Consider the following 26,320-nt stretch of genomic DNA (forward strand, 5'->3'; position numbering starts at 1 on the left):
TTTGTGTCATTGATTGTGTCATTGTGGTACACTCAAACCATGCGAAAAAAGGACGGCCTCGCGGGGCACGACTGTGTCGTAGAGACAATGAACAATCACCGACCCGTGTACAAGGCAGTGCGGTACTACTACGACGCTGAAGGGCGGCGTCGATTCATCACAGGGTTTGCCCCTCGTCCATCGGATGACGCCCCGCAGATAGAGAAGGACGCCGCGCGGCAGGCCGCGATCCTTGCCCTACAGAGGAACGTCCAGCGCAGGCTCGAAACCCCCCGACCAGTACGTAGCCGAAAGCATAGGTTGTCTGAGGCTATTGATGGATGGTGGGAAGAGAAGGATCTGAAGAACATCGCGGACTCCAGCCGCGACATCTACCGGCGCGAGATCGACAATCACCTACGACCCAACGGTGCCGAACGTCCAGACAAACCCATTGCGGAGTACACGACGGAGGAGCTACAGGCCATCGTGGACGGCCACCCCAGCATCGCAAGGTTCATTCAGGGCATCTGGGGCTATGCCGAGCGTATGGGATGGTTGCCAAGGGGAAAGAACCCCGCGCAGTACCTCAGGACGGAAAGCAAGCCGAAGGTGCGCGAGTCCCAAGAGCGATACGTGGAGGACTGGATCCGTCATGCGGGACACCTGCTCTGGTGGCTCAGCGACCCGAACAATGCCTATCACCGACGTTGGTACGCGTTCTTTCTCATCGAGCTTGTATGCGGCTTGAGACGTGGTGAGGTATGCGGTCTGAGGTGGGGTTGCGTGGATCTGCGGGCCACGCACGAGTCGATACGTGTCGAGGGTACCGTCATCGAGGTAGGTGGGAAACGCCGGGAGCAACCCTATGGCAAGACCGACTCGTCACAGCGAACTATACATATGCCCCGACGTGTGGAGGATGCACTACGGGCCATACGCCCGGCGCATCCAGACCCAAACGATCTCGTTTTCCATACCCAACGAGGAACCCCGCTCAAGCCCAGCTACACGGGGGAGCAATGGAACATCATCCAGCGAGCCTTCTACAACAGCGAATTGAATCCCGCTGACCCGCTCGACAAGACCCAATGGAGCAAAGGAGGCTATACCTCATACCGCTGGAGACAGCACGACAACCGGCATATTTTCGCATCGATTTTGGAGATGGAGGGCATCGACTTTGCCGTGCGTCAAGACCTACTGGGACATGCCCGGCCAAGCGTGACCGATCGCTATACCCAGACGACGAAAGCGAAACGACGCGAAGCCATCGAGCTTGTCGATGACGCACTGCTCTACCACGGCGAACCGAACAAGGACATGACAGCCGCGCAATGGATAGACCAACGCAAGCGAAAGCCCCAGCCGATCCGCATCACCGGACAGGCCCAGCCCAAAGACACAGTGGAGGAGCTACGCAGACTCGCAGATGGTCTCAAACCAAGGCAAAGCACGAGCCGGATACGGAGGAAGACCACCCGAGCCTGAGAGCCGATTTCAGCCCATGTCTGTACAGGGTATCGAAAAAGGCCGGAATCGCTTTCCAGCGTTCCGACCCTTCACCAGCAACAAGCACACACTTTGCCTTGGTTGATGGTTCGATTTCAGCGTTCCTCAACCCCGCTCGTCTGCGGCCCCCACACACCAGCACCCCGGCCCCTGCCACACCCGGATCAGCCGAGGCCACGGACGCACCCGAAACGGGTCGACGGAACGAACGGACAAACAAGGACTCCGGCAAAGGCCACCTCATTTGTCCGTTCGTTCCTTTCCTCGACCCGAGGGCGCATCCCGCACCTCGACACCCGGCGAGGCAGAAACCGAGAACATCAGCACATCGGAGCCGCTACGAACGGGAATCACACTTCATCCCAATCTCCATCAGCCTGTGCCTTCGCTTGTTTCGCTTGCAGATCCGCTACCTGACCATCCCTCTTCGCTACCTGCCCGGCCAGCCGCTTTTCGGAATAGCCCAGCTCCTGCATCATGGACAGGATGCTTTCCGACTGTGGTAGGTCAGGCCAGACCGGCCCCGACACCTGCGTGAACCTCACCGTATCGAAATCATCATCCAGCGTCACTTCCACCGTTGAAACACGACGGGCCAGCGCACCATCACCGTCATGGGCCAGATCCTCTTCCGAATACCAACTCGGCATAGCCGCGTTGGACGTGACGATCAACAGCGTGAATAGCGCGTACTTGTCGTGATACCTAGCACTGAGCTTTGTTCCCGGAGCGCCGTTGTACCAACGGGTGATGTCTCCCAGTGGCGGTACCCAGCCACGACCGAACTCATCCCATACGACCGTCTCCTGACCGGAGTAGTCATCGAACGGGTTTGCCCCCTGCGCTTCAAAATATGACCGCCCCCGGCGCTTTGCGAGACAACGCGCATACAGCGACTTTCCCGCACCCGGCTTCCCAACGAAACATAGAATGTCCACATCCCTCATGCCGCTATTCCATGCCCGATGCTTCATGCCAGCGGCATACGCTCTATCCAAGTCCCTTGCGTAGGTAGTCAGCGACAGATCCTGAGCTATCAACTCATCCGGATCCGTGCCTTCGAAAGCCTTTTCTCGTGCCTCATCACGAGCCACGAGATCTTCCCTTTGACCTTGCTTGCCTCCCATCACAAACCCGTCCGACATATACGGGCCAGCGACTCGCGTGTCTTCCTTGCGGCAATACAGATCAGCCGCTTCTTTTTTCGTTGTCCTCCGACAGTAGATGTCATACGGAAAGAACTTCAAGAACTTCGAGCCGTCTATACGCGGCGTGTACACAACCATCTGGGCATGAGCATACGGAGCCTTGCCCGTCGTACTGGAATTCGACCCCAGCTCAATCTGAAATTCCCACTCCCAATTCTTGCCCCTATCGAGAATGGCCTTCAGCCTTGAAACGGCCTTCATATACCGACGTTCATCTCCTACGGGATACGTCAAATCCTCCCCACCCAGCGACCAGACCGGCACGGTCAAAAAGAACGACTGACATTGACTGCCCAAGTACCGGGGATTTTCCTTGCCATCCAGATCCTTCTGCATTGCGATTGCGGCCTGAGATGCAGATGGACGGAACATAGCCTTGTCGCAAACACTACGGCATCCCTCGGCATATAGCCAGCGCCAGCCCAAGGACTCCGCATCATCGAAATCATCTTCCGGGCTATCCCACGGCACCGGGAATGCCGTATTGCCCCTACCTCGGCCTTCCACGCGCTTCACAACGATGGATCCATCGTCCTGCCGGATATACTTCTTCATGTCGAAACCTTTCTGTTTCAGTGCCCTGCGGAGAACCCATCTCCAAGGGGCTTTTTCTATTTCTTCCCAGCCCTATATCGGCCTCTTTTCTGTATGAAGTTCAGCCGATTTGTATGAAGTTCAGGCAAAATCTGTATGAAGTTCCAATGCCCCGCGAGGCCTACTCCCACAAGGGTTTTCAGCATATTTGTATGAAGTTGCCACGTAGCAAGGCCTTTCAGGCCAGCCGCCGCACGGCGGCGGCTCCGTGGCAACTTCACCACCCGGATCCATGTGATCATTTCCCGTGGTTCCGTGCAAAGGCCTGCGCTTCATCCAGCCGGTACAGCCAGCGTCCGCCGTGCCTGATGCACCATCCATCGAAGCGCCCCGCGATCCGCAGTTGTTTCACACGTGCCGGGTCTCTGCCAAGGAGCCTCGCGAAACTCGCCGCTGACAAATACAACACCCCGTCAATCTCATACATCCGTCGTTCTCCTTTCCAAGGACGAGGGCCGGGCGTCGGCCCGACACCAGCCCAGTCCCGAAAGACCACGCATAGCCCCGGTCTCGATGACCCGGCCCCTTCCAGCTCATTCCCCCAATACGCGCGAACCGACACAGCGGGTCGCTCCACCTACGCGCGGGGATACGTACAGCACCACCAACAGTGCCGTAGCCTCGTAGGTGTCCAGCCGACTCAAAGCCCGAAGGGTTTCTCCCGCCCCTCAGCCTCAAGCCGCTCGCGATCGGCCCAGTACCGCTCGTTCTCCTTCTCCTTGCGTTTCGCTTGATCCGATTCGGCCTTGCAAGCCCAAAGAACAACGGCCAGAACAAGAAGCGCTATCAGGCCCAACACCCAGCCCGGAACAGGCACCGTGACCCACATCGTCCACCACGACGCATCGGACCAACGCGGGTGCGTCAGCCACTCACCGATACTCATTGCCGTTCTCCTCTCCGAAGCTCATGCGACGCCGGGGCCTGCGTCCTTGCCCGATAGGCCTTTCTCCAATCCTCGAACCCGGCTCTGGTGAATCGAGCATCACCGAGGCCAGACCGTTCGGGTTCCCTTGAGGCATCCGTTCCCGGCGCTGGGGGGCTTGCTCCTCCTGGCCGTTCACGTACTCCTCGACCAGCCAGATCATCAGCTCGGTCAGCGTCTCGAACCGACGCCCCCGGCCTACGTCCCGATACAACTCGTCCTTCAGGGATGGATCCACCCAGAACTTCACGGCTTCCTTTCCGTCCTGCCTCGGCTTTCCCATGACATTTCCTTTCCACAACGACACCGACCAATGCGGCTACCGCACCGCACACGAACCCGACCAGAAACAGCGTCATTCCTCGATCTCCACATCTTCCAGTCGCGCTCCGCGCTCCTCCTTCAATCGCTCCACGGCGTTCAATACCCCCACCGGTTCGAACAGCCCCTGAAACGCATCCTCGGAAACGGTTCTTTCGATGTACGAACCATCGGCCTGATAGGAGTGAGAAGGAATGCCCTTCCGATCAGCCCATTCAACGAACTCAGCCACCGAGACGCCGGTGCCTTTGAGGCAGACGGCCAGCGGATAGATGCGGTTCACGTCGAACGGCAAAGCAACATACTCAACCATTTCATAGCCTTCCCCTACGAGGAGGGGGCCAGTCTCAGCCAGCCCCCTTCCCTTGCTTCATCACTTGGCCTGCGGCCTCTGAACCGGAACAAGATTGTCGACAAGCACCGAGCAATTCAAGGTGCCGTTGAAGGCCGAGAACGTGACCGTCACGTTCCCCTCAGGCACGAAGGCGGTCCAGCGGGGGATAGATACGGGCTGACGCACCCGCACCTTGACACCCTTCACCTGAAGCTCATGCTCACCGGTGGTCGGATCCAACGCGGCCGCCTCCAGCCCGCGAGCCTCATACGCAGGCTTTCCGTCGAACAACTTCTTCTTGTCCGTGGGCTTTTTGTCCTCCCATTCAACGATGGGGCTAGTGGCCTCCACACGTGTATTGGCCGAGAACTGCCATCCGAAGATCTGCTCGAACTGCTGAGCAGTGAGGTTCAGCTTGCCGGGGTACACCACGGCGGAAACAACATCAGACATGTCAAAACCTTTCTGTCTATTCGCGCGGGCCTTTCCCGTGCGTCACTATCCCTATATCGAGGAGAGCAAAACCCGGAAAACCCCGGTACAACGAGGAAAACGCAAAAACCCGGCCCCCGACGAACGGATTTGAAAAGTGTGAGATACATCACACCCCAAAAATGTGAGCTACATCACACAATGGCAAATACCGGGATAGGTACGCGCACGGCGCTATACTGGAACCGACAACAAGAAAAATGTGTCATTGCTTGTGTCATTTGGAATGGGCCAAGTGATGCAAAACCCAGCAATGACAAAGCAAAGGAGCATATTCATGGTCTATCGCATGATTTTCAACCAGACCGCGTATTTCGGCCGCGGAGCGATCAAGGAGATCCCGGCCGTCGCGAAGTCGCACGGTTTTACCAAGGCGTTCATTGTCACCGATCCGGTGCTGCTGGAGACCGGCACCGCCGAGAAGGTCACCAAGGTGCTTAACGAGGCCGGCATGCCGTATGAGGTGTTCTCCAACGTCAAGCCGAACCCGCCTGTCGAATGCATCCAGGACGGCGTGAAGAAGTTCGCCGAATCCGGCGCCGACTTCCTGATCGGTCTGGGCGGCGGCTCGCCGCAGGACACGTGCAAGGGCATTGGCATCATCACCGCCAACCCGGAGTTCGCCGACGTGCTCTCCCTCGAGGGTGTGGCCGACACGAAGAACCCGTCCGTGCCGATCTTCGGCGTGCCGACCACCGCCGGCACCGCGTCCGAGACGACCATCAACTACGTCATCACCGATACCGCGAACAAGCGCAAGTTCGTCGCCGTCGACCCGCACGACATCCCGATCGTCGCGTTCGTCGACCCCGACCTCACGGACTCCATGCCGCGCGGCCTCAAGGTCGCCACCGGCCTCGACGCCCTGACCCACGCGATCGAGGGCTACATCACGCCGGGTGCGTGGAGCCTGTCGGACTGCCTGTCGATGCAGACCATCCGCATGATCGCCAAGAACCTCGCCAAGTCCGCCGACGGCGACATCCCGGCCGGCGAGCAGATGGCGTACGCCTCCTACATCACCGGCATGGCCTACTCGAACGTCGGCCTCGGCCTCGTGCACGGCATGGCCCACCCGCTGGGCGGCCGCCTCGGCGTGGCTCATGGCGTGGCGAACGGCATCCTGCTGGCCCCGGTCATGGAGTACAACAAGGACTACACGGGCGAGAAGTACCGCGACATCGCCGACGCGTTCGGCGTGGCCGACGCGTACACCGGCGACCTCGAGACGGTACGCGAGGAGGCCGTGCAGGCCGTCCACAAGCTGACCGTCGACCTCAAGAACCCGACCACGATCTCCGAGGTCGGCGCTACCGAGGCCGATCTGGCGCCGCTCGCCCACGACGCGTTCAACGACGTGTGCACGCCGGGCAACCCGCGCAAGGCCACCGAGGAGGACATCCTCGCGATCTACAAGTCGCTGATGTGACGGTTGCGATCAGATAACAACATATGATGGGGCGGAGCCGTGAGTGGTTCCGCCCCATCGTTTTATGCAACGGCGCCTGTGATCATTGCCGTGTCATTTCGAGCGAGGCGCAGCCGAGTCGAGAAATCTTTCGGAGGCATTGCCGGGTAAGAGATTTCTCCGCTCGCTAGCGCTCGGTCGAAATGACAAATGGGGCAAGTCGTGATCGGTCGAAATGACAGATAGGCGCGCTATGTTCGGTCGAAATGACAGGATTCCGGAATATCACGCGCCTTTATGCGCGATCGGCTTCCACTGGGCCTTGGCGAAGATCGCCTGGAACGAGATCGGCACATAGCTCAGCATGTAGATCGGGAAGCTCAGCACGTAGGCGAACAGCTCCTTGTTCGTTGCGCCGATATGGTCGCGTTCCACGATGATCGTGAGCGCCGCGAGCGCCATCATCGTCACCACGGCGGTCACGATGCTGGACGCCCACCCGCCGAGTGAGGCGACCTGGCTCTGCCACGTCACGAACCCGCATGCGGCGAACAGCCAGCCGAGCATCATGCGCGCGATCGCCAGCACCATGAACGGGCACAGCAGCAGCGTGAAGTCCACGGCCGAGAAATCACGCTCGCGCACCGCGCGTTTGATCAGCGCCGGGCCGTAATAGCGGAACACCTGCAGGAATCCCTTGCTCCAGCGCAACCGCTGCCGCCAGCTCTGCTGGAAGGTGACCGGCTGCTCGTCGTACAGCATCGCGGTGCCGCAGTAGCCGATGCGGTCGCCGTGCAGCACCGAATCCATCGTGAATTCGAGATCCTCGGTCAGCAGGTGGAACTTCCAACCCTTGTTGCGCTGCATGACCTCCTTGGAGAACATGAACCCGGTGCCGCCCACGTGGCAGCTGGTGCCGAGCCGCATACGCGAGGCGGACAGGAAGCGCGATTCGCGGATGAACCACAGCGCCGAGCCGGACGACACCCAGTTGTCGGACAGGTTCACCGAGTTACGGTAGCTGGTCAGGATCTTGAATCCGGACTGGAACGCCTTGTTCATCTCCTCGAAGTAGTTCGGGGCGAGTCGGTTGTCGGCGTCGAACACGAAGAACGCGTCGTACTTGTCGCTCGCGCCGGACTCGTTCATCTGGTCGAGCAGGTAGGTGAGCGCGTAGCCCTTGCCGATCAGCTCCTTGTTGAAGCGTTCGATCACGTGGCAGCCCTTGGAACGGGCCAGATCGGCGGTGTGATCGTCGCAGTTGTCGGCGACGAGCCAGATGTCGATGAGCGTGTTCGGATACGTCTGCGACTGGATGTCTCCGATGAGGTTGCCGATGACGCCCTCCTCGTTGCGCGCGGAGATAAGGACCGCGTAGTGCCGGTCCATCGGCGCGTCGGGGAAGGTGATCGGCTTGGCGACCAACGAGATGACCACGCAGATCGCCTGATACACGATGCCGACCGTGCCGACGATGTACATGAGGATGTCGAGGACGGATAACAGAGCCATCAGCGCCACCTGCTTCTCGGATTGTCGTCGGATGAGGTACGTGCGGGAGCCTTCGTGCGGTCGGTCCCATGATGATCGGCGTCCCCTCCGGACTTGCCGGTTGCCGTCGCATCGTCGCCGGCCGTGTCCTCCGACGCGACATCATCCGCGTCGCCGGTGCCGTTCAGCCCATCCAAGCCGCCATGCCGCGTCTCGTCCCACTTGCCAAGCACGCCCTTCGGAATCGCCATCGTCGCCGAATCGTCCAACTGTTCCGAGGTCGGCATCTGGTACACCTGCTCGGTCAGGTGGCGCAGCTCCTCGTCGATCGGCACGCGCGCGCTCGAACCCTTCGCGGCGCGCGGCATATGCTCGGTGACCGGCTTGAATACGTGCTCGCCGATCGCCTCGGCACCTTCGACCACCTTCGACTTTTTCACCGTGTCCGGATCGTACAGCAGCGGCGAGTCAACCAGCTCGTAGCGCTTCGTATATACCTTGAAGATCGCCTGCAGGCTCGCGGTGATCGGCAGCGCGAGGAACGCGCCGAGCGCGCCGAACACCGAGCCGAACACGAGCACCGCGAGGAACGCGATCGCCGGATTCAGGTCCATCGTGCGCTGCGAGATCTTCGGGGACAGAATAAGGTTCTCGAACTGCTGGTAGACGGTGATGAACACGAGCACGCCCACCGCGTACAGCACGCCGTTCGACCCCCATGCGAACACGACCGGCAGCGCGCCGCCGATGTACGTGCCGACCGTCGGGATGAACTGCGAGACGATGCCGCAGAACAGGGCGAGCGGCAGCCAGTACGGCACGTGGATGATCTCGAGGAAGATCGCCGTGCATGTCGCGTTGATGAGCGCGAGAATCGAACGGGAGAACAGGAATCCGGAGATCTGGTCCTGCACGATCGTCCATGCGAGCAGGAAGCGGCGCTGCTGGCCGTCGCCGAGCCACTGGCACATGCTGCGGCGCATCTTCGGACCGGCCGCGGAAATATAGTACGTGACCATCACGATGGTCATCAGGTCAAGCAGCGCACTGAATAGGCCCATCGTGGTGCTCACGGCCTGACCGGCGAAGTTCGCCACCCACGAGGTCTGCAGGTTCTTGAAGATCTCGCCGCCGAGCGCGTCGATCTCGGGCATCCTGAACGACGAATACTGGTTGACGAGCGCGACGATCTGGTCGTAGAGGGCGGGGATGCCCTTGACCATCGAGATCACCTGCTGGACGAACATCGAGCCGAACAGCGCGAACAGCGCGCAGATGATCACCGCGAGTCCGACCAGGCTCACCGCGGAGGCGACGCCGCGCTTCCAGCCATGGCGGATCATGATGAGCACCATCGGCTCGATGGCGAGCGCGATGAAGATCGAGATGACCAGATCGAGCACGATGTAGTCGATCTTCGCCCATGAATTCCATACGAAGTAGGCGAGGAACACGGCGATCACCGCGTACAGCAGTCCGCGTCCCCACCAGTCCGGCGGCCTGCGCGAGTCGCCCTTCGCCGGGAACACCGACGCGAAATCGATTCTTTGGTCATCCTGTCCAGTCATGGCTCCCTATTCTAACGACGTCCGGTCATTTCGGACCGGCATTACCGTGCTGTCGTTTCGATCGGAGCGTGACTCCACTGTCATTTCGACCGAGCGACAGCGAGCGGAGAAATCTTTTCCGATGTTTGGCGCCTCGGTAAGATTTCTCGACTCGGCGTTGCCTCGCTCGAAATGACAATGAGAAAGAGCTCGTCGCCGATCTCGTTCGTACGGATGATGCGGGTGTTCCCGCGGCGTTTGTATGCTGAAGATATGCTGAATGTTTCGATCGTCATTCCCGCGTGGAACGAATCCGAACGCATCGCCGACTGCCTGCTCAACACGATCCGGCAGACGGTGATGCCGTATGAGGTGCTCGTCGTCGACAACCGGTCGACCGACGACACGTGCGCGATTGTGGAGCGGTTCATCGCCGAACACCCCCAAGCGCCGGTCAAGCTGCTGCATCAGAACGAGGAGCAGGGGCTGATTCCGACGCGCAACTTCGGCCTGAACGCGGCCACGGGCGACGTGCTGGGGCGGTTCGACGCGGACTGCATGATCAAGCCGGATTGGGTGGAGGTCGTCTCGGGCATCTTCACCGAGGACCCGGAGGCGATGGGTGCGACCGGGCCGGTGATGTACTACGACATGCCGTCGCGGCATTTCGGTTTGAAGGGCGACAATTCGATCCGCAAGCGCATCTACCGTGCGGACGGCGGCCAGCCGCTGCTGTTCGGCTCGAACATGGCCGTGCGGGCGAGCGCATGGCGGCAGATCGCGGGCGAGGTGTGCCGCGACAAGTCGGACGTGATGCACGAGGACATCGACCTGTCGCTGCATCTGATCGGCAAGGGGCTGAAGACCGTGTATTCGCCGCGCATGATCGCGGGCATGAGCGCGCGGCGCATGGACACGTCGTTCGGTTCGTTCCTCAACTACATGCGTCGCTTCCGCAACACGTTCGACGCGCACCCGCAGCATTGGCGCAAGCACAAGCCGGAGATCCTGTTCACGGCCATGTACCCGGCGATGCACCTGTTCTATCCGGTGTGGCAGAAGGTGCTCAACACCGCCGACATCAACCCGGCCGAGGCGGCGTGGATCAACGAGCAGATGAAGATCGCCGAAAAGCAGGGCCACGAGCTGTACGACGAGACGCCCACCGATGAGGAATACGACGAAAAGCACGAGTGAACGGGCATATCTTGCAGTTGTAGGGCCTTCCTGCGGGCTGAACCCGGATATGACGTAATCGACGTCAGGCGAGATGCTTGGAATATGGCGGTATTCCGGCATCGTTCGCGAAGTGCGGAAGCGGGCTTCGCCGGCATGAGGCCCTACAACTGCAAGATATGCCGTTTCCCGTCTATCCTGTTCGCGCGCATACGTCCACAGGATGACGGCGTGTCCAAGTCCGCTGGTCTAGAGTGGATGTATGAGCATAGACAACACTCAGGGGAATGTTGATTTTCCACAGCGGCCACCGATGACGACGATGCCGCAACAGACGCAGCCGTATGCGTATTCGCCGCAACAGGTGCCGCCGAATCCGTCGGCGGCCATGTCGATCCGCGGCCTGTGCAAACGATTCGATCAGAAGATCGCCGTCAACGGCCTGTCGCTTGACATCCCGGTCGGCTCGTTCTACGGGCTGGTCGGCCCGAACGGTGCGGGCAAGACCACCACGCTCAACATGGTGACCGGTCTGCTTGTGCCCGACGCCGGCTTTGCGCTCATTCTCGGCCACGACGTGTGGCGCGATGTGAACACGGTCAAACGCATGATCGGCGTGATGCCGCAGCCCGACCAGATCTTCGACCGTCTCACCGGCATGCAGCTGCTCGTCTACTCGGGCATGCTGCGCGGCATGGGACGCGCCGAATCGGTGCGCCGCGCCAACGACCTGCTCGCCGCATTCGATCTGACGGGCGCGGCGAACACGATGGTCGCCGATTATTCGGCCGGCATGACCAAGAAGATCTGCCTCGCCTCCGCGATGATCCACAGCCCGCGCATCCTCGTGCTCGACGAGCCGTTCGAATCGGTCGACCCGGTCTCTAGCGCGAACCTGAAGGACATCCTCATCGAATACGCGCGTACCGGCGGCACGGTCATCATCTCCTCGCACGTGATGGCGCTGGTGGAGAGGATGTGCACGCATGTGGCCGTGATCAACAACGGTCAGGTGTGCGCGGCCGGCACCGTGGACGAGGTCGCGGCCGGCGAGGATCTGGAGGACCGGTTCCTGCAACTAGTCGGCGGCCGTCACGAGGCCGCCCACCTGAGTTGGCTCGACGGCGGCGCGAATACGGTGGCACCGTCGAGCGTCAATGCTGTGTCATCTCAACCGGAGCGTAGCGAAGCGGAGAGATCCGATCAGGCCGTGGGCGCGCAAGATTGCTCGACTCCGCCACGCTCCGCTCGAAATGACAATGACGAATTGAATGGTGATATCCACCATGGCACGGGAGAGACGCGATGAGCGCCGCGTTGACACTCGTGCGCATGCGCTGGGCACTCACCTGGGCCACGCTGCGCAAGTCGGTCTGGCAGACCGTCGGCTATGCGATCGCGCTCGTGATCGCGGTCGGCACGGTCGTCTCCGTGGGCGTCGCCGCATGGTTCATCGGCGGTCTGCCGCCGTTCCTCCAACCTGATGACCCCGGCTCACTGCCCGTCAACATCCTCGGCCCATCCGGCGTTGTCAACTCGGTCGCCGTACTGGCCGGCGCGTTCCTCACGCTCGCGGTCGGCCTGTTCCAGATCATGCTGCTCGGCGAAGGCTCCACGATGAGCCCGCGCAAGTTCGCGCTCTACGGCATCCCGGACCGTGAACTGCAGTTCGGACTGTTCCTAGCCGGTCTGACCGGAACTCCCGCGATCACCGGGCTGCTCTCGCTCATATTGTGGGCGTTGGCCTTCCGCATGTTCGGCCCCGTCGCCGTCATCGCCGTGATCGTCGCCGCGCCGATCGCTGTCGTCACGATGATGAGCGTGTCGAAGATGCTGCTGTCGCTGTCGACCACGCTCGTCATGTCGAAACGCGGCACCGGCGTGTTCTATATCGTCATTGTCATGCTGTTCGTCAGTCTCATGCAGATTCCGAGCATCGTGTTCAATTCCGGCGCGGCGGACGGGTTCAGCCTCGACGGCGCCGCGATGGTCGCGTCCCTCGTCGCGTGGACGCCGTTCGGCGCGCCGTTCCAGCTGCCGTACGACGCGATGCTCGGCGACTGGCCGGCGTCGCTCGCACGTATCGCGATCCTTGCGATTGCCTGGATACTGTGTTTCATGGTGTGCACGTGGTGTCTTCGCCGTGAACGACTCACCGTGGGCGCAGGGGACAAGGCCGTGAAAACGAAGGGCATCGGCGCGTTCGGCTGGATGCCCGACTCGCCGTCCGGCGCGGTGTCCGCCCGACTGCTGACCTATCTCAGACGCGACCCGCGGCAGGCCATGATGTTTGTCATGCCCGTGTTCTTCCTCGTCATCTTCTCGCTGCAGGCGCACGGCATCAGCGGCATCGTCTGGCAGGTGCTCATCTGGTCCGGCTGGGGCATGGCGATTGTCGAAAGCAACGGTTTGGCCTACGACGGCCGTGGTTTCACCATGCAGGTGATCGCCGGCGTGCCCGGGTTCACCGACCGCATCGGCCGCGTGCGCGTCTACGCGTCCATCATCGTCGTCTATATGGTCATACTGTTCGTCGCGGTCGCGGTCATCACCGGCGACTGGGCGCGGCCGGGCGGCCTCGTGACCGGACTGACGTTCGCCGCCGCCGGACTCGGCGTCGCGTTCAGCGGACTCGGACTGGCCGAGATCACGTCGTGCGTGCTCATGTATCCGGTCGCCTCGATGGACAAGCCGTTCTCCTCGCCGCAGGGCCGCATGGTCGCGCAGGGATTCTTCCCGTTCGCGTATCTGATCGGCAGTTTCCTCGCCATGCTGCCGACCGGCATCGCCGCGATTATCATGATCGCGGTCTTCCCGACCTCGTTCGGCACGATCTACTGGCTACTCATCCCGATCGCGCTGCTCAACGGCGCAGGTGCGCTCGCGCTCGGTTCGTGGCTCGGCGGTAAGCTGTTGGACGCGCGGATGTTGTCGGTCGTGCATACGCTCGACTCGTTCGCATCATTGCAGAAGTAAATCGGCAAGGAGAGTGACGTGTCGGTCGCAACCGCAACGACCATCAGTGAACGGCAATGGTCGCGCATGATCGTGAGGATCCGCCGACGGCGTATCCTTCGCGTGACCGTCACATCGCTGATCGTCGTCGCACTATGTTGCGCGTACGTGATCGCCGACGTCACCGATCTGATCGCCGGACCGCTGACCTTGCAGCCGGTCGAACGCAGGACGATTCCGACCGCACTGGCCTCGCGCAACACCGGCACGATCGCCGGCACTGCGGATTCGTCGGCCGCCATCGACGCCGATGCCGCGAAGCGGCTTATCGACACGTTCGGTAGGACCAAAGGCGTCGGCGACCACTATTCGGTCGCGATCGCCGCCGCGGATGGCACGATCGTCGCCCAACACGACGCCGACACGCCACGCGAACCGGCATCCACCATGAAAACGCTCACCGCCCTCGCCGCATCGAACACGCTCGACATGGGATCGACGCTCTCCACCGACGTCTATCTGACCGACATCGATGCCTCCGACGGCAACGGCACGTTGATCCTGCGCGGCAACGGCGACATGCTGCTGTCCGCCGAGAGCAGCGACCCCGATCACGTCAACGGCCGGGCCGGACTCGGCACGCTCGCCGAACGCGCGGCGAAGGCGCTGCGCCGGCAAGGCGTCGGCTCGGTGACGCTGATGGTCGACGACTCCCTCTTCGGCGCCGATCGGTACCCGTCCGACATCGCCGAGAACAACCCCGGCAACCTGTACTACACGGGTGTCAGTTCCCTCGCCATCGACGGCGGACGGCAATGGGACGGCGACGCGCCCGCCAATCCCGACATTTTCAGCGCATACCCGGAATTGAGCCAGACCACGGCTTCGGATGCGGCGCAGGTGTTCGCCGCGAGACTCGCCGAACAAGGCATCACCGTCTCCAATGAGGCTATCGACGTGGCCACCACGGAACGGGCGAGTGCAACCGACGGCCTGACGCCGATCGCGTCCGTCGAATCGGCCACGCTCGCCGAAATCCTCGCATTCGCGCTGCGACACTCCGACAACACGCTCGCCGAGGAATTCGGCCGGCTCACCGCGCTCGCCGCGGGGAAGGACAACACTCCGCAAGGCGCGACCACGGCCGTGCGGAACGCGCTGACTACGCTTGGCGTCGACACGACGGGCCTGACGATGGCCGACTGTTCCGGACTGTCGCCGGGATCGAAGGTGAGCGTGACGACACTCGTTGCGGTGCAGGCGCACAACCTGACGGTCGGCGGTGCGGCCGCGGCGGCCGAAGGATTGTCGATTCCGGGCCTCGTCGGCACGGCCGCTGGCCGCGCGGTCAGCGACGACACGCTCGGTCTGCTGCGCGTCAAGACCGGCAGCCTCGACGAGGTCACGTCGATGACCGGCAATGTGTCGCGCATCGGCGGCGGCACGCTCGCGTTCTCGGTGATCGTCAACAAGTCGGACGACTGGTCCGCGGCGAAGGCGGCGATCGACGTGTTCGTGGACGGGCTGGCGAGACTCTAGCGGCTCATGGACGAGGCGACACGGTTGGCTGCCATGCGTGACGGGCGACCGAGAGCAAAGGCGAGATCATGGTATATACGAAACGATTGAAAGCCGGCATCGGCGCGGTGCGCGCGGCGCTGCACGGGATCGGCATCGACCGGCAGGCCGAGAGGTTCGCCCGGCACGGCGAACATGAGACGGACTCGGACGCGCCGCTCGTGCTGGTCGCATGCTCCGGTGGCCGTGATTCGATGGCGCTGGCGGCCTTGGCCGGCACGGTATGCGCGAGTCTGGGCGTGCGCTGCGGCGCGGTGATCGTCGACCACGATATGCAGGACGGTTCGGACGAGGTCGCCCAAGCCGCCGCCGACCGGTGCCGGGGGTTGGGACTCGCCCCGGTGATCGTGCGCCGAGTGCAGGTACGTGCGGACGGTAGGGGAGCGGAGGCCGCGGCGCGGGACGCCCGGTATGCGGCGATCTGCGAGACGGTCCGCGACACCGGCGCGGTGGCGGTGTTGCTCGCGCACACCAAGAACGACCAGGCTGAGACGGTACTCATCGGATTGCTGCGCTCCGGGGGCGTGGACGCGCTCGCCGGCATGCCGGAACGGTTCGTTCGTGAGGATGTGGTGTTTGTCCGGCCTCTGCTGTGCATGACCCGTGAGGATACGACGGGGGTATGTGAAGATCTTGGGCTGGAATGGTGGGACGATCCGACCAACGGGGATGCCGTACTCTCGGCCCCCTCTGATGAGGGGGCTGTCAGCCATAGGCTGACTGGGGGAGAGAACACCGGTTGTATCCAAGGCGCGAGGGGTGTACGCTCCCCCAGTCTCACTGCGTTCGACAGCCCCCTCGGCCGAGGGGGCCGAGAATGGCATGATCTTCCGTTGCGATCGCGGATTCGCCACGGGCTGATGCCGTTTCTGGAGGAGTTTTCCGGTTCGGACATCGTCACGCATCTTGCGGACGGTGCCCGTCTCATGCGCCGCGACAAGGACTACCTCGACATGCAGGCAGACCGGACGGCGGCCCGGGCCATGCTCGACTCCGGACCGGATGATGCCGTGCGATTGTCTGTCAAGACGCTGCAATCCGAACATCCCGCCATCCGTCTGCGTGTCATCGCGCATGCGCTGTCCGCGGCGAACATCGCCGCCACGGCCGTGCAGATCGAATCCATCGACCGTCTCATCGGCGACTGGCATGGCCAGTCGGCTGTGAATCTTCCCAGAGGATACTCAGCCTTCCGTCAGAAACACGTCATTCGTGTGTGCCAAGATGGTGCGCATGCGAATCGCCGACGTCCAGAATGATATTGACCACGAACTGGTCAGCAAAGAACAGATCGACAGCAAGATCAACGAGATCGCGGCCCGCGTAAGCGAGGAATACCGCGGCAAGGACCTGCTGCTCGTCGCCGTGCTCAAGGGCGCGGTCAATACGCTTGCCGCGTTCTCGCAAGCGCTGCGCATCCCCGTCCAACTCGACTTCATGAGCCTGTCCAGCTACGGATCGGGCACCGAGTCGAGCGGAACCGTGACGATCCGGCAGGATCTGTCCACCGATGTTCGCGGCCGGCACATCCTGATCGTCGAAGATATCATTGACTCCGGGCGCACGCTGGCATGGCTGGTCGACGAACTCAAACGTCGCGGCGCGGCCTCCGTCGAGATCTTCGCGTTGCTGGAAAAGCCGGCACGGCGCGAGGTCGACGTCGACGTGAAATATCGCGGCTACGAGATCCCCGACGAATTCGTCGTCGGATTCGGCCTCGACTATGACGAGCGTTACCGCAATCTCGACTCGATCGCGGTGCTCAAGCCCGAAGTGTACCAAGGAGTGAACGCATGAGCTATCCCCAGGGTCCCCAGCAGCAGGGGCCGGCCAACAACAATCCGTTCGGCAACCCGTTCAACCGCAACAACGGCAATAACGGCGGCAACAATGCCAACGGCGGCAACGGCAAGAAGCCGTTCTGGCAGTCGCCGTGGCTGTGGGGCGTGCTGCTCGTCGTGCTCGCGGTCGTCTCGTTCCAGATCTTCGCGGGCACCGGCTCGCAGACCATCGATACGAAGGACGGCATCTCGCTGCTGCAGTCCGGCGAGATCAAGTACGCCGAGATCGTCGACAACACGCAGCAGATCAAGCTCGAGCTGAACAACGACTTCGTCAAGAAGGACTCCGAGACCGGAAAGACGCGCAACTACGGCAAGAACGTCCAGTTCTACTATGCGTACGCGCAAAGCGCCCAGGTCGTGCAGCTCATCAACAAGGCCAATCCGTCGAAGGGCTGGACCACGAGCATGCAGCAGAGCGGCATCCTGAGCTACCTGCTCAACATGCTGCTGCCGATCGTGCTGCTCGTGGCGCTGTGGTGGCTGCTCATGCGTAACATGGGCGGCGCCGGCGGCATGCTCGGCATGGGCGGCAAGAAGAACAACGGCAAGCTGCTCGACGGCCAGACCCCGACCACCAAGTTCGCCGACGTGGCCGGCGAGGATGCGGCTGTGCAGGAGGTCGAGGAGATCAAGGACTTCCTCAAGGACCCGTCCAAGTACAAGGCGCTCGGCGCGCGCATCCCGCGCGGCGTGCTGCTGTACGGCCCTCCGGGCACCGGTAAGACGCTGCTCGCGCGCGCCATCGCCGGCGAGGCGGGCGTGCCGTTCTACTCGATGGCCGGCTCCGACTTCGTGGAGATGTTCGTCGGCCTCGGCGCGTCCCGCGTGCGTGACCTGTTCGACGAGGCGAAGAAGAACGCGCCTGCCATCATCTTCATCGACGAGATCGACGCCGTCGGCCGCAAGCGCGGCTCCGGCATGTCCGGCGGCCACGATGAGCGCGAGCAGACGCTCAACCAGCTGCTCGTCGAGATGGACGGCTTCGACAACGACACCAACCTCATCATCATCGCTGCGACCAACCGTCCCGACGTGCTCGACCCCGCGCTGCTGCGCCCGGGCCGTTTCGACCGGCAGGTCGCCGTCGAGGCACCGGACCTCGAAGGCCGCGAGCAGATCCTCAAGGTGCACGCCAAGGGCAAGCCGTTCGTGCCGGACGTCGACCTGCACATGGTCGCCGTGCGCACGCCGGGCTTCACCGGCGCGGACCTCGCCAACGTGCTCAACGAGGCCGCGCTGCTGTGCGCCCGCGCCGGCGCCCAGCTGATCGACAACCGTGCGATCGACGAGGCCATCGACCGCGTGCAGGCCGGTCCGAAGCGCAAGTCCAAGGGCATGGCGCTCGACGAACTGCGCAACACCGCCTACCACGAGGGTGGCCACGCGCTCGTCGCCGCCGCGCTGCACAACACCGACCCGGTCACCAAGGTCACGATCCTGCCGCGAGGCCGCGCGCTCGGCTACACGGCCGTCATGCCGACCTCCGACCGCTACTCGCAGACCCGCAACCAGCTGCTCGACCAGATGGCGTACGCGATGGGCGGCCGCACCGCGGAGGAGATCGTGTTCCACGATCCGACCACCGGCGCGTCCAACGACATCGAAAAGGCCACGGCCATCGCCCGCACGATGGTGCTCGAATACGGCTTCTCGAAGAAGCTCGGCGCGATCAAGTGGGGTACCGAGGACACCAACGGCGCCGACTACGACGCGCTCGCCCCGCACAAGTACTCCGATCAGACCGCCGAGATCATCGACGAGGAGGTGCTCCAGCTGGTCGAAACCGCGCACAACGAGGCGTGGACGATCATCAACGAGAACCGCGACGTGCTCGACGAACTCGTGCGTCAGCTGCTCGTCAAGGAGACGTTGAACGAGAAGGAGCTGGCCGAGATCTTCTCGAAGATCCGCAAGGCTCCGGAGCGCCCGGTGTGGCTGTCGAACGACCGCCGGCCGGATTCGGACCTGCCGCCGGTGGAGATCCCCGAGTCGCTCAAGCGTTCGGTCGGCATGAAGCCCGGCGAGTGAGACGGTATGAATGATTGAAGTTGCGGCGTGCTGCATCGACGGCACGCCGCAACTTGTATGTGAGGAGAAGACGTATGGCATATGACGAGGAAGGCGTGAAGCAGGCGGTGCGCCTGTTCCTGAAATCGATCGGTGAGGACCCGGACCGCGAGGGGCTGCTGGAGACCCCGGACCGCATCGCGCGCGCGGGACGCGAGATCTTCGCGGGACTCGACAAGGGCCCGCAGGAGGTGCTGGCCAAGCGGTTCCCGGTCGAAACCGACGAGATGGTGCTCGTGCGCGACATCGAACTGTTCTCGGTGTGCGAGCATCACCTGCTGCCGTTCCACGGCGTGGCGCATGTGGGATACATTCCGTCCAACGGACAGGTCGTGGGGCTGAGCAAACTGGCGCGCCTCGTGGAACTGTACGCGCGCCGCCCGCAGGTGCAGGAACGCATCACCCAGCAGGTGGCCGACGCGCTGATGGAATACGCGAACGCCAAGGGCGTGATCGTCGTGACCGAATGCGAGCACATGTGCATGGCGATGCGCGGCGTGAACAAGCCCGCCTCGCGCACCGTCACCTCGGCCGTGCGCGGCGTGATGCGCAATCCCGCCACTCGCGCCGAGGCCATGAGCCTGATCATGGCGCAGCACTGATGTAAATCGTTTGGAAGGGGATACGACATGACTGATCTGCAAGGCTTGCATGACACCGACCGCACGCTCGTGATGGGCGTGCTCAACATCACCGAGGACTCGTTCTCGGACGGCGGTTTGTGGCTCGACCCGGCCAAGGCGCGCGAGCACGGCCTCGCGATGCTGGACGACGGCGCCGACATCATCGACATCGGCGCGGAATCCACGCGACCCGGCGCCAAGCGCGTGTCCGAAGCCGACGAGCTCGCTCGCGTCACCGGCGCGGTCAAGGCGCTGCTCGGCGGTGAACTCGGCCATCACGATGCGATCCTGTCGATCGACACGACCCGCGCGCTTGTTGCCGCGGCCGCGCTCGAGGACGGCGCGCAGATCATCAACGACGTCTCCGGCGGCACACTCGACAAGGAACTGCCGCACGTCGTCGCCGACCACGACTGCCTGTACATCGTGCAGCATTGGCGCGGCTGGCTCGCCGGCGCGAAGGGCGCGACGCCCGACGCCGACACTTCGCACTACGAGCACGGCGTGCTCAGGGATGTCAAGGACGAGCTCATGCGTCAGGTCGACGCGGTGCTCGAGGCCGGCGTCAAACCCGAACGTATCGTCATCGACCCGGGTCTGGGCTTCTCCAAGCCCGGCATCGAGCACAACCTGCCACTGCTCGCCGGCCTGCAAGCGTTCGAGGACACCGGCTATCCGGTGCTCATCGGTGCGTCGCGCAAGCGGTTCGTCTCGGCCGTGCTGGCAGAAGCCGGATTCAGCGAACCTGACATGGACGACCGCGACAACGCGACCGCCGCGATCTCGGCCCTGAGCGCCGAACACGGCGCGTGGGCCGTGCGCGTGCACGACGTGCGCCGCAGCCGCGCCGCCGTGGCCGTCGGACAGCAGTGGCGTTCCGCGCAGCACTGAAGCCTATCGCAAGGAGAATGATGATGGACACGATTCGTCTGACCGGCGTGCGGGCGGACGGCACGCACGGCGTGCTCGACTTCGAACACGAGCAGCCCCAGCCGTTCGTCGTGGACGCCGTACTGCACGTCGACTTGGCCCGCGCCGGCCACAGCGACGACCTTGACGACACCGTCAACTACGGACTGGTCGCCGAACGGATCGTCGACATCATCCAAGGCGAGCACGTCGATCTGATCGAACGGCTTGCCGCCCGCATCGCCGACGCGATCCTCACCGAGCACGAACTCGTACGGTCCGTCGATATCACCGTGCATAAGCCGAATGCGCCGATCACCGTGCCGTTCGCCGACGTGGCCGTCTCCATCAGCCGCAGCCGCGACGACGCGGACACGACTCGACGTCCGGCCGCACAGTCGTCGTCATCGTCCGATGTCCACCATGCGGTCATCGCGCTCGGCGGCAACATCGGCGACGTGGCGGCGACCCTGCGCGCGGCCGTCGCCGGCATCGACGGTCTCGACGGCACGCAGGTCACCGGCGTCTCCCCGCTGTACCGCACCGCCGCATGGGGCATGGCCGACGGCACACCGGACTTTCTCAACGCCGTGGCGGAAATCACGACCACGCTGTCGGCGGCCGACCTGCTCGCCGGACTGCAGTCGATCGAAGCTGCACACGGGCGCACGCGCGAGTCGCACTGGTCGTCGCGCACGCTCGACCTCGACATCATCGACTACGACCACGTCGTCAGCGACGACCCGAATCTCACCCTGCCGCATCCGCGCGCATGGCAGCGGGCGTTCGTGCTCGCGCCGTGGCATGCGCTCGACCCCGGAGCCGAGCTCGCGGGGCCTCACGGGGGAGCGGTCGCGGACCTGCTCGCCGCGGCTCCCGACCGGGACGACGTGCAGCGTGGCGATGCCGGCTGGATGACCGGCGGCAACGAACGGGACGATGAGGCGGATTCACTGGACGTCGCCGCGCCGGCCTGCGTGTCCGGACGGCACGACGACGGGATCGCCGGACGCAGCGCCGACGCGACCTCGCAAGATCCGGTGTTCCGCACCGCGGTCGTGTCGATGGACAGCACGTCGCATGACGCCGAGCATCTGTTCCGCTCCGCGATCGTCGCGATCGACGGCGTGCCGGGCACGCAGATCGACGGCATCTCGCCGCTCTACCATGTGAGCAACTTCGAAGGACCGGACGCGATGGCGGCCGTCGTGCAGCTGACCACGAACCTTGGCGCGCGCGAACTGATCGGCGTGCTCGGCGGCATCGAACAGTCCGTCGTGGCCGCCGTCGCGGACAATGATCTTTCGCCTCACGATCCGCGGTATCATCGTCTGCTCGACCTCGACCTGATCGATATGGCCGGCGTGACCTCGGACGAACCGGACTGCCGAGTGCCGTGGCCGAGCGCGAGCCGGCATGCGGCGGTGCTCGCCCCGTGGCTCGACATGGACCCGGATGCGCGCCTCGGCGGCGACCCCGTCTCCTTCCTGCTCGCGACGGCTCCGGACGCCGATCGCGTCGGACTGCTCACGGATCATTGGATCATCGGAGGAACGCTATGAAGGCACACCGGACACCGTGGTGGTACTACCTCATCGCCATCGTATGCGGTTTGATCGGCGGTGCGCTGCTCGCCAAATACGATGAGGCGACCGGATTCGCGCTGATCGGCGTGCCGTGGTTCATCTCCGCGCTGCTGTTGCTGCTCGGCGTGAGCGTGCTGGTCATGGCATTGCAGGTACACAAATACGCGACGACCGACCCGTGCAAACGCGCCGCGCTGAAGCCGCTCGACCCGCAGAAAGCCGTGTCCACGCTGGTGCTGGCCAAGTCGCTCGGTCTGGTCGGGGCCGCTCTCGCCGGATGGTACGGCGGGCAGATCCTCATGATCATCGACCATGCCGAAGCGCAGTATTACGCGCAGGCGATCCTCGAATGTGCGATCGCGTGCGCGGTGTGCGTGGCCGATATGGTGATCGGCATCGTCGGGGAGTGGCTGTGCCAGCTGCCGCCGATGGACGGCCCGGAAAGCGCCAAGATGAAGGAGGCTGCGCGCCGCCAGCGCGGCATTGCGCCGGCGGCCGTCAAGTCGAGGCCGTAGCCGTTACGCCTGCGGGACGCGGATCATGGCCTCCTGCGCGATCACGGCGACCAGTTCGCCGTCACGCGAATACACCTTCGCGGAGCCGAGTCCGCGCCCGTGGGCGGCGGTCGGCGTGTCCTGCACGTACAGATGCCACTGGTTGATGTCCACGTCGCGATACCACCACATCGAATGGTCGATCGACGCGTACGAGATACCCGGCGTCGAAATGCTGAGCCCTGCGCGACGCAGCACCGGTTCCATCATGAGCTGGTCGCAGCCGAGGGCCAGCATCGCGCGATGCATCACCTGCGGCACCTCGACCGTGCCGTCAGCCTTCATCCACACCATCTGCGAACCGGAATCCTGTTTCGCGCTTTCCTTGTCCGGTCCCAGCATGATCGTGCGCGTCACGTGACGGATGTCGAACGGCGACTTCTCCGCATAGAACTTGGCGAACGGGGAATGCTCCGCATACGGGGTCATCAGTTCCTTCGCGCTTGTCAGCGACTCCGGATCGGGCACGTCCGGCATCGGATCGGAAAACTCGACACCCGACTGTCCGGTCTGCTGGAAGCTGGCGATCGCCGTCAGGATCGGCCCCTCCGACTGCGTCACGTTGATGCGCCGGGCCGAGAACGACCGTCCGTCGCGCAGCTTCTCGACGTCGAACAGCAGATCCTGCCGGATGTCTCCGGCCGAAATGAAATAGCCGTGGATCGAATGCGGCAGACGATCCGGATCGACGGTGCGCGACGCCGCGATGATCGACTGCGCGATCACCTGGCCGCCGTAGACACGACCAGTCGGGAAGTACAGGCTTTCGCCGTTGATGTACATATGCCCGCGGTATTCCGACGGCTCCCCAAGCCGCAGGACCTTCACCAGATGCTCCAATGGCGTAAGCGCTTCAGCATGTGTCATGACGTTCAACTTCCGATCTCTTGGCTAGCGGTTCATGCAATGCCAGCAGTCTATCGGCCTCACGTAAAAAACGGCAGGGCGTTTTGTAACAAGCGTAAGGATCATGTAATGCAAACGTGAACGGCCGGTGACGGGAGAGCCACCGGCCGTTCGTCGTATCTGTGCCATTGCGATGCGTGCGCTGTGCGGGGCGACATGCGACGGCATGCGTTGCTCGGTCAGCGGATCATTCGGCCTTCTTGCGGCCGCGGCGCTTCATCGTGCCGGCTGTCGCGTTGGCGGCGTCGAAGATCACGGCCTTGTCGTTCGGATAGACGGTGCCGTTGACCGACTGGAACGCGATCTCGCCCTCCGGCGCGTCAGCCAGCTCGAAGTACTGGCCGATGGCGGCGACGAGCGTGGCGTCCTTCACGCTGATCGACGCGGTCTGCTTGCCTTCCGGCTTGCTGAACTTCACCGAGTTCTCGGCCTTGGCAGTGGTCGGGGTGACGGCGATCTGACGGGTCTTCTCGTTGATGAGCACCTTCACGTACGCCGGATAGCCCAGTTCGATGGCGGTGGCCTTGTTGAACTTCACCGCGCCCGAGGTGACCGTCATCACGGTTTTGCCGGCCGGCTTGACCAGACGCACTTCCTCAAATCCCTGCAATGCAGACGCCATAATGCGCTCCTTATTGTCGTGATAATTTTATCGAATAATCGATACTCCATTCAAGCTATAATTGTACCGTCAATTTGCATCCAATTCATTCAAAATCAGTAAAAAATATCAACGATATATCCGATATATCTATCGCGATATTCATAACAATTACCGTACGGTTCTAATCGATATACGCTTATGATGTGGTACCGAAACATCAGGGTTATTGTCGGCGTTATTCGTCCCCGTAATCCAGATGAACAATGGCAACGCATAAAACGCGTATGCCTCGAATTGAATATACAGATACGCCACCAGAATGATCCAGCATACGGTCTGTCTGCTCCACGAATGGTGCACGCTGACATGCACGAGCATCATCACCACCAGCAGCGCAAAGCACAGCAGACCGAATTCCGTAATGAAACTCGCATACGCGCTCATCGTGAACGTATTGACCGGAGCCTTCGCCAATCCGTCGATCTCGGCGTTCTTCATGCCGCCGTGCGCGTCGTACCAGCGTCTCGCCCCCGCATATCCGGTACGGACGGCCGCGTAGATGTTGCCCGAACCCCAGCCGAACAGCAGATGCATGAGATCATGCTTCCACGCCCACATCGGCGCGAGCATATGGAAGATCCTCGCGCTCATCGAACCGTCTCCCGCCAGCATGCCGTTCGTGGCCAGCGAATTGAGACGCGGATTGAACATCACCGCGCTGATGCCGCCGCCCGCCATCAGGCTCATCGCGCCCACGAATCCCACGGTCACTCGGCGCGAACGGAAATTCACGGCCGACACCAGCCACAGGAACGCGGCCACGATAGAATCCAGCACGATGCGCGTGCCCGATCCCATCGCGATCGCGCCGATCGCGAACGCCGGCACCAGCACGCCGATGCGACGGTCACGTGTCAGCCAATAGACGGGCAGCAGCACGCCGAACAGATGCATGCCGATATAGCTCGGCTCGGCGAACATGAACTGCGGCCTCGTACTGGCGTAATACCGGTAGATCAGCTGCCAGAAATAGACCCTGACCGGCTGCCAGTCCCAATGCTTGACCAAGGCGACGTATTGCAGCACACCGGTGGCGAACGCGACGATATACGCCGCGAACAATGTGGTGACGAGCGGCCGTACCGGCACCTGCTTGAGCCGTATGCCGATATCCAGCGAGGCAAGGCCTGACAGGCCGAGCAGCACCGACAGCAGCGACTTGGCGATCGCCGCGGGCTGCATGCCGATCGTCTGCCAGCCGTACACCGACATCGCCGCCAACAACACGGGGAACAGGAAGAACGGCAGGAAGCGGCGCGCGGTGTCGCGCAGATATCGCCAGTTGACGATCGCGTACAGGGCGAACAGCCACGGCGATATCGGCGTCCAATACGGCAGCGCGATGCCGACCCTGGTGCCATCGAACGGCAGCATGGCGACGGCGGCGAACAGCAGCATGTCGGACGGCGTGATGGTGATGCGGCTGACCCGTTCGGTCATGTCGCCGCGGTGCAGCGGCTCAAGCGGCCGGGGCGGTTGCGTGGATGCGGATGCGGACGATGCGGTCATGCGAATGATTTCCTCTCATTGATGCTGTCTCGTACCTTAGCAAGTGAATATGTGGAATCTGTGCCGGACGGCGTACTGGATGAACGATGTGTGAGGGAAACGAGACGATTCGACAAGGGGGTACAGGGTGATTGATAG

Annotated in this window: 23 protein-coding genes; 13 read left to right on the plus strand and 10 right to left on the minus strand. The window is 62.7% G+C overall.

From position 1 onward, the window contains the following. Positions 1–300: 300 nt before the first annotated feature. Positions 301–1,470, plus strand: a complete 1,170-nt coding sequence (locus AC1A0G_RS01175) for a tyrosine-type recombinase/integrase (protein ID WP_476526876.1) — start codon at positions 301–303, stop codon at positions 1,468–1,470. 371 nt (positions 1,471–1,841) lie between these two features. Here AC1A0G_RS01175 and AC1A0G_RS01180 read toward each other — a convergent pair whose 3' ends face one another. The 5 genes from AC1A0G_RS01180 to AC1A0G_RS01200 form a co-directional block, all read right to left on the minus strand. Then, a complete protein-coding gene (locus AC1A0G_RS01180; protein WP_476526878.1) occupies positions 1,842–3,254 on the minus strand; it encodes a hypothetical protein in 1,413 nt (470 codons plus the stop codon). 679 nt (positions 3,255–3,933) lie between these two features. Further along, positions 3,934–4,179, minus strand: coding sequence for a hypothetical protein (locus tag AC1A0G_RS01185; protein ID WP_150353630.1), 246 nt, complete (start codon positions 4,177–4,179; stop codon positions 3,934–3,936). Continuing rightward, entirely contained in the window at positions 4,166–4,501 is a 336-nt protein-coding gene (locus AC1A0G_RS01190) for a hypothetical protein (protein ID WP_150353629.1), read from the minus strand. The genes AC1A0G_RS01185 and AC1A0G_RS01190 overlap by 14 nt, the downstream gene beginning before the upstream one ends. A gap of 72 nt (positions 4,502–4,573) precedes the next feature. Continuing rightward, a complete protein-coding gene (locus AC1A0G_RS01195) occupies positions 4,574–4,852 on the minus strand; it encodes a hypothetical protein (protein ID WP_150353628.1) in 279 nt (92 codons plus the stop codon). A 60-nt stretch (positions 4,853–4,912) separates the two neighbouring features. Continuing rightward, positions 4,913–5,326 (minus strand): hypothetical protein, encoded by a 414-nt coding sequence (locus AC1A0G_RS01200; protein ID WP_150353627.1) that lies wholly within the window; start codon positions 5,324–5,326, stop codon positions 4,913–4,915. Positions 5,327–5,642: 316 nt separating this feature from the next. Here AC1A0G_RS01200 and fucO point away from each other — a divergent pair, with 316 nt between their 5' ends. Continuing rightward, positions 5,643–6,794, plus strand: coding sequence for a lactaldehyde reductase (fucO, locus tag AC1A0G_RS01205; RefSeq protein WP_476526880.1), 1,152 nt, complete (start codon positions 5,643–5,645; stop codon positions 6,792–6,794). 264 nt (positions 6,795–7,058) lie between these two features. On the opposite strand, the gene AC1A0G_RS01210 is transcribed toward fucO, so the two are convergent. Next, a complete protein-coding gene (locus tag AC1A0G_RS01210) occupies positions 7,059–8,285 on the minus strand; it encodes a glycosyltransferase family 2 protein (RefSeq protein ID WP_476526882.1) in 1,227 nt (408 codons plus the stop codon). Next, entirely contained in the window at positions 8,285–9,832 is a 1,548-nt protein-coding gene (locus AC1A0G_RS01215; protein ID WP_476526884.1) for an AI-2E family transporter, read from the minus strand. The genes AC1A0G_RS01210 and AC1A0G_RS01215 overlap by 1 nt, the downstream gene beginning before the upstream one ends. A gap of 252 nt (positions 9,833–10,084) precedes the next feature. On the opposite strand from AC1A0G_RS01215, the gene AC1A0G_RS01220 reads away from it, so the two are divergent. The 11 genes from AC1A0G_RS01220 to AC1A0G_RS01270 all read left to right on the plus strand — a co-directional run bounded on the left by AC1A0G_RS01220 (position 10,085) and on the right by AC1A0G_RS01270 (position 23,064). Next, positions 10,085–11,008: a glycosyltransferase family 2 protein gene (locus tag AC1A0G_RS01220; protein WP_476526885.1), complete on the plus strand. Its 924-nt coding sequence runs from the start codon at positions 10,085–10,087 to the stop codon at positions 11,006–11,008. Between the two features lie 241 nt (positions 11,009–11,249). After that, positions 11,250–12,296 (plus strand): ABC transporter ATP-binding protein, encoded by a 1,047-nt coding sequence (locus tag AC1A0G_RS01225; RefSeq protein WP_476526887.1) that lies wholly within the window; start codon positions 11,250–11,252, stop codon positions 12,294–12,296. Further along, complete coding sequence (locus AC1A0G_RS01230; RefSeq protein WP_476526889.1) at positions 12,293–13,963, plus strand: ABC transporter permease; 1,671 nt, start codon at positions 12,293–12,295, stop codon at positions 13,961–13,963. Before AC1A0G_RS01225 ends, AC1A0G_RS01230 begins: the two co-directional genes overlap by 4 nt. Before the next feature lie 66 nt (positions 13,964–14,029). Then, entirely contained in the window at positions 14,030–15,481 is a 1,452-nt protein-coding gene (locus tag AC1A0G_RS01235; protein WP_476527120.1) for a D-alanyl-D-alanine carboxypeptidase/D-alanyl-D-alanine-endopeptidase, read from the plus strand. A 68-nt stretch (positions 15,482–15,549) separates the two neighbouring features. Continuing rightward, a complete protein-coding gene (gene tilS / locus AC1A0G_RS01240) occupies positions 15,550–16,779 on the plus strand; it encodes a tRNA lysidine(34) synthetase TilS (protein ID WP_476526891.1) in 1,230 nt (409 codons plus the stop codon). Continuing rightward, entirely contained in the window at positions 16,754–17,317 is a 564-nt protein-coding gene (hpt, locus tag AC1A0G_RS01245; RefSeq protein WP_476526892.1) for a hypoxanthine phosphoribosyltransferase, read from the plus strand. Before tilS ends, hpt begins: the two co-directional genes overlap by 26 nt. Further along, the gene (ftsH, locus tag AC1A0G_RS01250) at positions 17,314–19,392 is read left to right on the plus strand and encodes an ATP-dependent zinc metalloprotease FtsH (protein WP_476526894.1); all 2,079 of its coding nucleotides are present in this window, start codon (positions 17,314–17,316) and stop codon (positions 19,390–19,392) included. The genes hpt and ftsH overlap by 4 nt, the downstream gene beginning before the upstream one ends. Positions 19,393–19,466: 74 nt before the next feature. After that, positions 19,467–20,033, plus strand: coding sequence for a GTP cyclohydrolase I FolE (folE, locus tag AC1A0G_RS01255; protein WP_476526896.1), 567 nt, complete (start codon positions 19,467–19,469; stop codon positions 20,031–20,033). 27 nt (positions 20,034–20,060) lie between these two features. Beyond that, positions 20,061–20,945, plus strand: coding sequence for a dihydropteroate synthase (folP, locus tag AC1A0G_RS01260; protein ID WP_476526898.1), 885 nt, complete (start codon positions 20,061–20,063; stop codon positions 20,943–20,945). A 23-nt stretch (positions 20,946–20,968) separates the two neighbouring features. Continuing rightward, on the plus strand, positions 20,969–22,525 hold the full coding sequence (gene folK, locus AC1A0G_RS01265; RefSeq protein ID WP_476526900.1) for a 2-amino-4-hydroxy-6-hydroxymethyldihydropteridine diphosphokinase: 1,557 nt from the start codon (positions 20,969–20,971) through the stop codon (positions 22,523–22,525). Then, entirely contained in the window at positions 22,522–23,064 is a 543-nt protein-coding gene (locus AC1A0G_RS01270; protein WP_476526901.1) for a DUF3180 domain-containing protein, read from the plus strand. The genes folK and AC1A0G_RS01270 overlap by 4 nt, the downstream gene beginning before the upstream one ends. 3 nt (positions 23,065–23,067) lie before the next feature. Here AC1A0G_RS01270 and AC1A0G_RS01275 read toward each other — a convergent pair whose 3' ends face one another. From AC1A0G_RS01275 to AC1A0G_RS01285, 3 genes are all read right to left on the minus strand, one after another. Next, positions 23,068–23,970 carry an acyl-CoA thioesterase gene (locus AC1A0G_RS01275; protein WP_476526903.1) on the minus strand — a complete coding sequence of 301 codons (903 nt, stop codon included), beginning with the start codon at positions 23,968–23,970 and terminating at the stop codon, positions 23,068–23,070. Positions 23,971–24,196: 226 nt separating this feature from the next. Continuing rightward, positions 24,197–24,631: a hypothetical protein gene (locus AC1A0G_RS01280; protein ID WP_476526905.1), complete on the minus strand. Its 435-nt coding sequence runs from the start codon at positions 24,629–24,631 to the stop codon at positions 24,197–24,199. 150 nt (positions 24,632–24,781) lie between these two features. Further along, positions 24,782–26,182: a hypothetical protein gene (locus AC1A0G_RS01285; protein WP_476526907.1), complete on the minus strand. Its 1,401-nt coding sequence runs from the start codon at positions 26,180–26,182 to the stop codon at positions 24,782–24,784. Positions 26,183–26,320: the final 138 nt, after the last annotated feature.

The organism is Bifidobacterium sp. LH_230 (assembly GCF_056357555.1).